The following is a 9,837-nucleotide window of genomic DNA, read 5'->3' on the forward strand; positions in this document are numbered from 1 at the left end:
CGCCGCCTCGTCCCAAGGACTCGACCGGACCGGGACTTCGGCCTAGGCCCGCGGACCCAGCAGGCCGCCGTCCCCGGTCGGATACGGACTGTCACACCCCACCGGTAACGTGAACACATGACCGATCGACGAGAGCGACCGCCCCGCTCCGGCCTCGCCGCCGTCAGCACCGCCCTGCTGGCGATGAGCAGGCACCTCGAGGTGCGCGACGTCCTCAAGACGATCGTCTCCTCGGCCCGCGAGCTGCTGGACGCCGAGTACGCCGCGCTGGGCGTGCCCGACGACCACGGCGGCTTCGCCCAGTTCGTGGTGGACGGCGTCAGCGAGGAGCAGTGGAAGGCGATCGGCCCGCTGCCCCGCCAGCACGGCATCCTCGCCGCGATGCTCCACGAGGCGAAGCCCGAGCGCCTCGCGGACGTCCGCAAGGACCCCCGCTTCGAGGGCTGGCCCGACGCCCACCCCGACCTCGCCGACTTCCTGGGGCTGCCGATCCGGGACGGCGACGAGACGATCGGCGCGCTGTTCCTCGCCAACAAGCGCTGCGCCCGACCCGCCGGCGCCGAGCAGCGCTGCGGCTTCACCGAGGAGGACGAGGAACTGCTCGGCATCCTCGCCCAGCACGCCGCGATCGCCCTCACCAACGCCCGGCTGTACGAGCGCAGCCGCGAGCTCACCATCGCCGAGGAGCGCTCCCGCCTCGCCCACGAGCTGCACGACGCCGTCAGCCAGAAGCTCTTCTCCCTGCGGCTGACGGCCCAGGCCGCGGCCGCCCTCGTCGACCGGGACCCGGCCCGCGCCAAGGGCGAGCTCCAGCAGGTCGCCGCGCTCGCCGCCGAAGCCGCGGACGAGCTGCGCGCCGCGGTCGTCGAGCTGCGGCCGGCCGCGCTCGACGAGGACGGCCTCGTCCACACCCTGCGCACGCAGATCCAGGTCCTCGACCGCGCCCACAGCGCGCACGTCACCTTCGACGCCCGGGGGATACGCGCCCTGCCGGCCGCCCAGGAGGAGGCCGTCCTCCGCGTCGCCCAGGAGGCCCTGCACAACGCCCTGCGCCACTCCGGCGCGGAGCTGGTGTCCGTCTCCCTCCGCCGGCACGGCCAGGGCGCTCTCCTCAGCGTCGCCGACAACGGCAAGGGTTTCGAACCGCGCACGGTCCGCAGGGCGGGCCGTCACCTCGGCCTGGTCTCCATGCGGGACCGGGCGAGCGGCGTGGGCGGAAAGCTCACGGTCCAGTCGGAGCCCGGCAAGGGCACCACGATCGAGATGGAGGTCCCCGGTGGCTGACGCCGCGCACAAGGCGAAGACCGGCATCCGCGTCCTGCTGGTCGACGACCACCAGGTGGTCCGCCGCGGACTGCGCACCTTCCTGGAGGTCCAGGACGACATCGAGGTCGTGGGGGAGGCGGCGGACGGCGCCGAGGGCGTGGCCCGCGCGGAGGAGCTCCGCCCGGACGTCGTGCTCATGGACGTCAAGATGCCGGGCATGGACGGCATCGAGGCCCTGCGCAAGCTGCGCGAGCAGGCCAACCCGGCGAAGGTGCTGATCGTCACCAGCTTCACCGAGCAGCGCACCGTCGTGCCCGCCCTGCGCGCGGGCGCCTCCGGGTACGTGTACAAGGACGTGGACCCGGACGCCCTGGCCGGTGCCATCCGTTCCGTCCACGCGGGCCATGTCCTCCTCCAGCAGGAGGTGGCCGGAGCGCTCCTCAGTCAGGACGAGGGCAACGGCGGCACGGGCCGCGGCGGCACCCTCACCGAACGGGAGCGCGAGGTCCTCGGGCTGATCGCCGACGGCCGCTCGAACCGCGAGATCGCCCGCGCGCTGGTCCTCTCCGAGAAGACGGTCAAGACCCACGTCTCGAACATCCTCATGAAGCTGGACCTCGCGGACCGCACCCAGGCGGCGCTGTGGGCGGTGCGCCACGGCCTGGCGGGCTAGTCAACCGGCAGCCCCATATAAGTCAGAGATTCATACCGTCGTGTGTATGTCACCCACTCGGCGCAACCTGGGGGGCGTGCGGCCGTTCTCCAGGGCGTGCTGCGGTGATCTCCGCAGCGATGTCCAACGGAGGATTCCAGAAGTGAAGAACCTGAAGAAGGCCGCCACCGTGACCCTGCTCGCCGGCGGGCTGGTCGCCGCCGCCGCGGGCGCCGCGTCCGCCACCGGCGCGCACGCGGACGGTGCCGCCATCGGTTCCCCGGGCGTCGGCTCCGGCAACCTGATCCAGGCCCCGGTCCACGTCCCGGTGAACGTCAACGGCAACAGCGTCAACGTCATCGGTGCGCTGAACCCGGCCTTCGGCAACACGTCCGTCAACCACTGACGCTGACGCCGGCCCCACGCCACGGCCCCCAGCCCCCACCTGGGGGCCGTCGCCATGCCCGGCCCGACCCCGGTTCCTCGGGGCGGAACTCCGCACCACAGGGGCCCTCACCCCCGCCCGCGCTCCCGTTCCTCCACATACGCGTTGAACGCCGCCACCTGCGCCCGCCGCGCCACCCGCTCCACCGGCCGCAGCGCCGCCGTCCGCGCCGCCATCTCCGACGCGCTCACCGCCCCGCCGTGCCCGTTGCCGTACGCCAGCGAGACCAGGAACGCCACCCGCTGCGCCAGCTCCAGCACCCGCACCGCCCGCGGCGGATACCCCGGCGCCAGCACCTCGCGCCCCACCTCCGCCCGCGCCCGGTACGCGTCCAGCGCCGCCTCCGCCACCGGGCCCGACGCCGCCACATCCAGCCGCGTCAGCACCACCGTCGCCTCCCGCAGCGCCTCGGCCAGCTCCCGCTCGGCCTCCCCGAGCGACGGCACGTCCGCCGGCGGAGCCTCCCGCACCGGCAGGCAGTGCCACACCACCTCGACGTGCACGTCCCCGGCCGGCCCCGCCTCGCACACCTCGGGTACGAGCCCGAAGCCGGCCCCGTACCCGACCACCGCCTCCTCCGCCTCCAGCGCCCGCGCGTTGAACTCCGGCGGCCCGCTCAGCCCCAGCGGATGCCCCGGCGCCGGCAGCGCCACCCGCCACCCGGTCACCCCGAGCGCCCGCAGCCGCCCCAGCGCCAGTGTCAGCCCGACCGGCCCCGCCTCGCCCGGCAGCCCCTCCACGCGGTGCACCGCGTCGTCCCCGACAATCGCGAGCACGGCCTCGTCGGGCGAGACCAACCCGGCCAGCAGGGCGTTCCCCCATGCGGCCAACCGTCCTGAACGTGGTTCCGAAAGCATGCCCCCACCCTAGGCACTGGCCCGGGCACCCCCCGGGCCACCGCCCCGAACCGCCCCTAACGACCGCCCCGCCGCACCGGTGGCGTAGGTTTTCCCCTGGGAGCCGCGCCCACAGGCGCGAGCGACCACAAGACCCGACAGACCGCATAGGGGAGACAACGCGCTCATGAGCGATGTACTGGAGCTGGTGGACGTATCCGTGGTCCGCGACGGACGTGCTCTGGTGGACGACGTCTCCTGGTCGGTCAAGGAGGGCGAGCGCTGGGTGATCCTCGGCCCCAACGGCGCCGGCAAGACCACCCTCCTCAACGTCGCCTCCACCTACCTCTTCCCGAGCGCCGGCACCGCCACCGTCCTCGGCGAGCGGCTCGGCAAGGTCGACGTCTTCGACCTGCGCCCCCGCATCGGCATGGCCGGCATCGCCATGGCCGACAAGCTGCCCAAGCGCCAGACCGTCCTGCAGACCGTCCTCACCGCCGCGTACGGCATGACGGCCACCTGGCGCGAGGACTACGACGCCGTCGACGAGCAGCGCGCCCGCGCCTTCCTCGACCGCCTCGGCATGACCGAGTTCCTGGACCGCAGGTTCGGCACCCTCTCCGAGGGCGAGCGCAAGCGCACCCTGATCGCCCGCGCCATGATGACCGACCCCGAGCTGCTGCTCCTCGACGAGCCGGCCGCCGGCCTGGACCTCGGCGGCCGCGAGGACCTGGTCCGCCGCCTGGGCCGCCTGGCCCGCGACCCGTACGCGCCCTCCATGATCATGGTCACGCACCACGTCGAGGAGATCCCGCCGGGCTTCACCCACGTCCTGATGATCCGTCAGGGCAAGGTCCTCGCCGCCGGCCCCGTGGAGACGGAGCTCACCTCCCGCAACCTCTCCCACTGCTTCGGCCTCCCCCTGGTCGTCGAGCACGTCGGCGAGCGCTACACGGCCCAGGGACTGCCCCTCTCCTAGGTCCCAACCCCCCACCCACCGCGCCCTGTCGGCGAACCGGGCTCCGGTCCTACCATGACGATGTGGACATCGACGCATGGGTCTGGTGGCTGATCGGCGCGGTGGGACTCGGCATCCCACTCGTCCTGACCGCGATGCCGGAATTGGGAATGCTGTCCGTCGGCGCGATCGCCGGAGCCCTCACCGCGGCCCTCGGCCTGGGCGTGGTGGCCCAGGTCGTGGTGTTCGCCGCGGTCTCCGTCGCCCTCATCGCGGTGGTACGCCCCATCGCCGCACGCCACCGCGACGGCCGGCCCCAACACGCCACGAACGTCGACGCGCTGAGAGGCCGCCAGGCGGTCGTACTGGAACGGGTCGACGGCAGCGGCGGCCGGATCAAGCTCGCCGGCGAGGTCTGGTCCGCCCGCTCCCTCGACGCCGACCAGGCCTTCGAACCGGGGCAGCAGGTGGACGTGGTCGAGATCGACGGAGCGACCGCCGTGGTCATGTGAGGGAACGTCAGCGAGGCACACGGGCGCACGGAACGTGCCACATCGACATGTGACGGAACCCGGTCAACCCCACAGAACGGCGCACGCCACCCCCCGCCGTCTGGGAAACTCGATCACCGAAAGCAACCGCGGCAGCGAAGGACACGGGGAACACGATGCCATCAGTCATTATCGTCCTGGTCATCCTGGTGGTGCTCGTCTTCATCGCCCTGATCAAGACGATCCAGGTCATCCCGCAGGCCAGCGCCGCCATCGTGGAGCGCTTCGGCCGCTACACGCGCACGCTCAACGCGGGCCTCAACATCGTCGTCCCGTTCATCGACTCGATCCGCAACCGGATCGACCTGCGCGAACAGGTCGTCCCCTTCCCGCCCCAGCCGGTGATCACCCAGGACAACCTGGTCGTCAACATCGACACCGTCATCTACTACCAGGTGACGGACGCCCGCGCCGCCACCTACGAAGTCGCCAGCTACATCCAGGCCATCGAGCAGCTCACCGTCACCACCCTCCGCAACATCATCGGCGGCATGGACCTGGAGCGGACCCTCACCTCCCGCGAGGAGATCAACGCGGCCCTGCGCGGCGTCCTCGACGAGGCCACCGGCAAGTGGGGCATCCGCGTCAACCGCGTCGAGCTCAAGGCCATCGAGCCCCCGACCTCCATCCAGGACTCGATGGAGAAGCAGATGCGCGCCGACCGCGACAAGCGCGCCGCCATCCTCACCGCCGAGGGCATCCGCCAGTCACAGATCCTCACCGCCGAGGGTGAGAAGCAGTCCGCCATCCTCCGCGCCGAAGGCGAGGCCAAGGCAGCCGCCCTGCGCGCCGAGGGCGAGGCCCAGGCCGTCCGCACGGTCTTCGAAGCCATCCACGCCGGCGACCCGGACCAGAAGCTGCTCTCCTACCAGTACCTCCAGATGCTCCCGAAGATCGCCGAAGGCGACGCCAACAAGCTCTGGATCGTCCCCAGCGAGATCGGCGACGCCCTCAAGGGCCTCTCCGGTGCCTTTGGCAACATGGGCAACGGCACCCCCGGCTTCAACACCGGCGGCGCCGCCAAGCAGCCGCCGCAACAGCGCCGCGAAGAGCCCCCGGTCGACTGACGCGCCCGCCCTTCGTGCATGATCAGTGCACCAAGCACCGATCCCGCACGAAGGGCGGCGACGCACCGTGGCGATCTGGGAGATGCTCGCCGTCTTCGCCGCCGGCATCGGCGCGGGCACCATCAACACCATCGTCGGCTCGGGAACGCTCATCACCTTCCCGGTGCTGATCGCCACCGGCCTCCCGCCCGTCACGGCCACCGTCTCCAACGCCCTCGGCCTCATCCCCGGCTCCATCAGCGGCGCCATCGGCTACCGCGCCGAACTCACCGGCCAGCGCCGCCGCATCCTGCGCCTCGGCACGGCCGCGGCCATCGGCGGACTCTGCGGAGCCGTCCTGCTGCTGCTCCTGCCCGAGACCGCCTTCGAGACGATCGTCCCCGTCCTCGTCGGGCTCGCCCTCGTCCTGGTCGTCCTGCAACCCCGCATCTCCCGGGCCGTCCAGCGGCGCCGGGAGCGCCAGGGCGAGGCCACCGGCGACCCCGCCGGCGGCCCGGCGCTCTTCGTCGGCCTGCTCCTCGCCAGCGTCTACGGCGGCTACTTCACCGCGGCCCAGGGGATCATCTACCTCTCCCTCATGGGCATGCTGCTCCACGACACCCTGCAGCGACTCAACGCCACCAAGAACATCCTCGCGGCCGTCGTCAACTCCATCGCCGCGCTGTTCTTCCTCTTCGTCGCCCACTTCGACTGGACCGCCGTCCTGCTCATCGCCGTCGGCTCCACCATCGGCGGCCAGATCGGAGCCAAGGTCGGCCGCCGCCTCCCCCCGACCGCGCTCCGCGCGCTGATCATCGCCGTGGGCCTCTTCGCGATCGTCCAGCTCGTCACCAGGAGCTGACACGCAAGAAGCCCGCCTCGACCCGAGACGGGCTCCTCTTCACCGGGCGGCAGCCTCGCCTACGCGGCCGCCGCCTGCGTCGCGAGCCACTCCGGCAACTCCGCGCGGTCCCGCACCCCCAGAGCCAGCAGCATCGCGTCCGCCGGAGACGGTACGAACGGCTGGTGCAGCAACGGCATCCCCGCCTGCTCCGGCGTACGGTCCGCCTTGCGGTGGTTGTCCTCCGCGCAGGACGCCACCGTGTTCAGCCAGTTGTCGCCCCCACCCTGCGCCCGCGGCACCACATGGTCCACGGTCGTCGCGCGTTTCCCGCAGTACGCGCACCTGTGCTGGTCCCGCACCAGCACACCCCGCCGCGACCACGGCGCCTGTCTTCGGAACGGCACCCGGACATACCGGCACAACCTGATCACCCGCGGCACCGGCAGCTCAACCTCCGCCGCACGCACACGAAGGCGCGGATGGGACTGCTCGACAACGGCCTTGTCCTGCAGCACCAGCACCACCGCACGGTTGAGCGTCACTGTCGACAGTGGCTCGAAGCTCGCATTCAGTACCAGCGTGTCCCGCATCGCTCGCCCACCTCCCGTGTGCCGGCCCACCCCCCTGGCGGGCTTGGATCAACTCTGGCCGGGCTGGCCGGGTTGGACAACGCAATAAAAAATGCCCGCTTCTGATCTCTCCAAGACCAGAAGCGGGCAAACAACGAGCGAACGTCAGGACTCCGCGGGAGCCGCGTACTCACCGATCAGCTGCGCGCGCGCCAGCGTGTGGAACCGCAGGTTGAACCCCACCACCGCGGGCGAGGCGTCCGCGTCCGGACCCAGCTTCTCCTGGTCCACCGCGTACACGGTGAACACATACCGGTGCGCCGGATCCCCGGCCGGCGGCGCCGCACCGCCGAAGTCCCGCGACCCGTAGTCGTTCCGTACGTGCACGGCCCCCTCGGGCAGCCCCTCGAACGCACCGCTGCCCGCACCCGCCGGCAGCTCGGTGACGGACGCCGGAATGTCGAACAGCACCCAGTGCCAGAACCCGCTCCCGGTCGGCGCGTCCGGGTCGAAGCACGTCACGGCGAAGCTCTTCGTCTCCACCGGGAAGCCCTCCCACCGCAGATGCGGCGAGGTGTTCCCCTCGGCGTAGACCTGCGCGTCCGCCAGCACGGCTCCCGGCGCGATGTCCTTGCTCACCACCGTGAACGACGGCACCGGCGGATGGAAGTCGTGAGGGAGCGGCGCCCTCTTCCCCTCTGCCACGCTGTGAACCTCCCTTTCGGTCGTCCGGAGCTTTCCGTACCGACCCTAGAGCCAGTTGCGACGGCCACCGACGTCGGCGAGCCACTGGTTGAGGTACGCCACCCAGTCGGTGTTCCGGAAGTCGTTCAGCCCCACCTTGAACGCCCGGTACGAGTCGCTGCCCTCGCTGAACAGGCCCGGCTTCTTGTCCATCTCCAGCACGACGTCCATCTCGCGCTCGTCCGCGACGAAGGACAGCTCGACCTGGTTCAGCCCCCGGTACTGCTGCGGCGGCAGGAACTCGATCTCCTGGTAGAACGGCAGCCGCTGCCGCGTCCCGCGAATGTGCCCCCGCTCCATGTCCGCGCTCCTGAAGCGGAAGCCCAGCTGGATGAAGGCGTCGAGGATCGCCTGCTGCGCCGGCAGCGGGTGGACGTTGATCGGGTCCAGGTCGCCCGAGTCCACGGCCCGCGCGATCTCCAGCTCGGTCGTCACGCCGATGTCCATCCCGCGCAGGTGCTGCCCGGCGATCATCGTGACCGGCGTCTCCCACGGGATGTCCAGCCCGAACGGCACCACGTGCACCGCCCCGGCCTGCACCTCGAAGGCCCCGCCGAGCCGGACCTTCGCGAACTCGATGTCCTGCTTGACCTCCTGATCGCCGCCCTCGACCTCGACCCGCGCCTGCAGCCCGACCGACAGCGCCTCGATCCGCTGGTCCACCGTGCCGCCCTGGATCCGCACCTCGCCCTGGACGACCCCGCCCGGCACGACGTTCGCCTCGGTGAGCACCGTCTCGACGGACGCACCCCCCGCACCCAGGCTCGCGAGCAGCTTCTTGAACCCCATGTTCGCTCCTTCTCGTCCTTCTGGTTCTTCCCGTACGCGGAAACGCGCCATGACGGTAGCCCGTCCCCCACTACGCTCGTACGACATGATCGAGAGCCCCGACCGTACGCCGCTCCCGCGCTCCTTCTTCGACCGACCCGTACTGGAGGTCGCGCCGGACCTCCTCGGCCGCGTGCTCGTACGGCTGACGGACGACGGCCCCATCGAGCTCCGCCTCACCGAGGTCGAGGCGTACGCGGGCGAAGCCGACCCCGGCTCCCACGCCTTCCGCGGCCGCACCGCGCGCAACGCGGTCATGTTCGGCCCGCCCGGTCACGCCTACGTCTACTTCACCTACGGCATGTGGCACTGCCTGAACCTGGTGTGCGGCCCCGAGGGTCATGCCAGCGGTGTCCTCCTGCGCGCCGGCGAGATCCAAACCGGTCACGAGCTGGCCAGGAAGCGCCGTGCTTCAGCCCGGAACGATCGAGAACTGGCCAAGGGCCCGGCCCGCCTCGCCACCGCCCTGGACGTCGACCGCACCCTCGACGGCACCGACGCCTGCGCCGGCCCCGAGTCCCCCCTCTCCGTACTGACCGGCACCCCCGCTCCCACCGACCAGATCCGCACGGGCCCCCGCACCGGAGTGAGCGGAGACGGCGCCACCCACCCCTGGCGCTTCTGGATCGACGGCGACCCGACGGTGAGCCCGTACCGCGCGCACGTCCCGCGCCGGAGGAGGGCTTGACTTGCGGCGCGGAAGCGCCTAATGTCTACCGAGCTGCGAGAGCAGGGCGTGCCGTTCGAGCCCCCTGGACGCGGCCATCCACCACCGAAGATCGTCTCCCGAATGGGTCGGGATTCCGGCATGCCGGAATTTCTCCAGCGGCTCGATTATGAGCCGCCAAGGAAATGGTCTAAAGTGATGGAGCGCCGAAAGGCAAAGGCCCTCCAACGGCCACCGGAAACTGAATCCGAACCGGAAACGGAACGGAAAAAGAATCTGGTAAGGTTGGAAACACCGAAGGGAAGCGCCCGGAGGAAAGCCCCAGAGAGTCTCTGCGGGTGAGTACAAAGGAAGCGTCCGTTCCTTGAGAACTCAACAGCGTGCCAAAAATCAACGCCAGATTAGTTGATACCCCGTCCATCTTCGGATGG

13 protein-coding genes are annotated in these 9,837 nt (G+C 71.0%); 8 read left to right on the plus strand and 5 right to left on the minus strand.

Features of this window, described 5'->3' with window-relative positions:
* Positions 1–117: 117 nt before the first annotated feature.
* The 3 genes from ACIRNI_RS12540 (at position 118) to ACIRNI_RS12550 (ending at position 2,324) form a co-directional block, all read left to right on the plus strand.
* Positions 118–1,284, plus strand: coding sequence for a GAF domain-containing sensor histidine kinase (locus ACIRNI_RS12540; RefSeq protein ID WP_403550797.1), 1,167 nt, complete (start codon positions 118–120; stop codon positions 1,282–1,284).
* Complete coding sequence (locus tag ACIRNI_RS12545; protein ID WP_403550800.1) at positions 1,277–1,939, plus strand: response regulator; 663 nt, start codon at positions 1,277–1,279, stop codon at positions 1,937–1,939. The genes ACIRNI_RS12540 and ACIRNI_RS12545 overlap by 8 nt, the downstream gene beginning before the upstream one ends.
* A gap of 142 nt (positions 1,940–2,081) precedes the next feature.
* On the plus strand, positions 2,082–2,324 hold the full coding sequence (locus ACIRNI_RS12550) for a chaplin (protein ID WP_355365356.1): 243 nt from the start codon (positions 2,082–2,084) through the stop codon (positions 2,322–2,324).
* Positions 2,325–2,431: 107 nt separating this feature from the next.
* On the opposite strand, the gene ACIRNI_RS12555 is transcribed toward ACIRNI_RS12550, so the two are convergent.
* Positions 2,432–3,220, minus strand: coding sequence for a hypothetical protein (locus ACIRNI_RS12555; protein ID WP_403550802.1), 789 nt, complete (start codon positions 3,218–3,220; stop codon positions 2,432–2,434).
* Between the two features lie 166 nt (positions 3,221–3,386).
* On the opposite strand from ACIRNI_RS12555, the gene ACIRNI_RS12560 reads away from it, so the two are divergent.
* From ACIRNI_RS12560 to ACIRNI_RS12575, 4 genes are all read left to right on the plus strand, one after another.
* Positions 3,387–4,178, plus strand: coding sequence for an ABC transporter ATP-binding protein (locus ACIRNI_RS12560; RefSeq protein WP_403550804.1), 792 nt, complete (start codon positions 3,387–3,389; stop codon positions 4,176–4,178).
* Between the two features lie 62 nt (positions 4,179–4,240).
* Entirely contained in the window at positions 4,241–4,669 is a 429-nt protein-coding gene (locus ACIRNI_RS12565; protein ID WP_403550805.1) for an NfeD family protein, read from the plus strand.
* 155 nt (positions 4,670–4,824) lie between these two features.
* A complete protein-coding gene (locus ACIRNI_RS12570; RefSeq protein ID WP_403550807.1) occupies positions 4,825–5,775 on the plus strand; it encodes an SPFH domain-containing protein in 951 nt (316 codons plus the stop codon).
* A 67-nt stretch (positions 5,776–5,842) separates the two neighbouring features.
* A complete protein-coding gene (locus ACIRNI_RS12575) occupies positions 5,843–6,616 on the plus strand; it encodes a sulfite exporter TauE/SafE family protein (protein WP_403550809.1) in 774 nt (257 codons plus the stop codon).
* 59 nt (positions 6,617–6,675) lie between these two features.
* Here the strand turns inward: ACIRNI_RS12575 and ACIRNI_RS12580 are convergent, their stop codons facing one another.
* From ACIRNI_RS12580 to ACIRNI_RS12590, 3 genes are all read right to left on the minus strand, one after another.
* Positions 6,676–7,188 carry an HNH endonuclease gene (locus tag ACIRNI_RS12580; RefSeq protein WP_403550811.1) on the minus strand — a complete coding sequence of 171 codons (513 nt, stop codon included), beginning with the start codon at positions 7,186–7,188 and terminating at the stop codon, positions 6,676–6,678.
* 144 nt (positions 7,189–7,332) lie between these two features.
* Positions 7,333–7,872: a YbhB/YbcL family Raf kinase inhibitor-like protein gene (locus ACIRNI_RS12585; RefSeq protein WP_403550812.1), complete on the minus strand. Its 540-nt coding sequence runs from the start codon at positions 7,870–7,872 to the stop codon at positions 7,333–7,335.
* A 45-nt stretch (positions 7,873–7,917) separates the two neighbouring features.
* A complete protein-coding gene (locus tag ACIRNI_RS12590) occupies positions 7,918–8,700 on the minus strand; it encodes a sporulation protein (protein WP_356646177.1) in 783 nt (260 codons plus the stop codon).
* Between the two features lie 85 nt (positions 8,701–8,785).
* Here ACIRNI_RS12590 and ACIRNI_RS12595 point away from each other — a divergent pair, with 85 nt between their 5' ends.
* The gene (locus ACIRNI_RS12595) at positions 8,786–9,427 is read left to right on the plus strand and encodes a DNA-3-methyladenine glycosylase (RefSeq protein WP_403550814.1); all 642 of its coding nucleotides are present in this window, start codon (positions 8,786–8,788) and stop codon (positions 9,425–9,427) included.
* Between the two features lie 169 nt (positions 9,428–9,596).
* Here ACIRNI_RS12595 and ACIRNI_RS12600 read toward each other — a convergent pair.
* Positions 9,597–9,837 (minus strand): hypothetical protein (locus ACIRNI_RS12600; RefSeq protein ID WP_403550816.1); only part of this gene is annotated, 241 nt, incomplete at its 5' end.

It is taken from the genome of Streptomyces sp. NPDC093546 (genome assembly GCF_044765045.1).
Lineage (GTDB): Bacteria > Actinomycetota > Actinomycetes > Streptomycetales > Streptomycetaceae > Streptomyces.

Bases quoted from the DNA above. Each gene is read 5' to 3' on its own strand.
- ACIRNI_RS12570 (WP_403550807.1), top strand. From the start codon at position 4,825: ATGCCATCAGTCATTATCGTCCTGGTCATCCTGGTGGTGCTCGTCTTC.
- ACIRNI_RS12580 (WP_403550811.1), bottom strand. From the start codon at position 7,188: ATGCGGGACACGCTGGTACTGAATGCGAGCTTCGAGCCACTGTCGACA.
- ACIRNI_RS12590 (WP_356646177.1), bottom strand. From the start codon at position 8,700: ATGGGGTTCAAGAAGCTGCTCGCGAGCCTGGGTGCGGGGGGTGCGTCC.
- ACIRNI_RS12555 (WP_403550802.1), bottom strand. From the start codon at position 3,220: ATGCTTTCGGAACCACGTTCAGGACGGTTGGCCGCATGGGGGAACGCC.
- ACIRNI_RS12560 (WP_403550804.1), top strand. From the start codon at position 3,387: ATGAGCGATGTACTGGAGCTGGTGGACGTATCCGTGGTCCGCGACGGA.
- ACIRNI_RS12540 (WP_403550797.1), top strand. From the start codon at position 118: ATGACCGATCGACGAGAGCGACCGCCCCGCTCCGGCCTCGCCGCCGTC.
- ACIRNI_RS12595 (WP_403550814.1), top strand. From the start codon at position 8,786: ATGATCGAGAGCCCCGACCGTACGCCGCTCCCGCGCTCCTTCTTCGAC.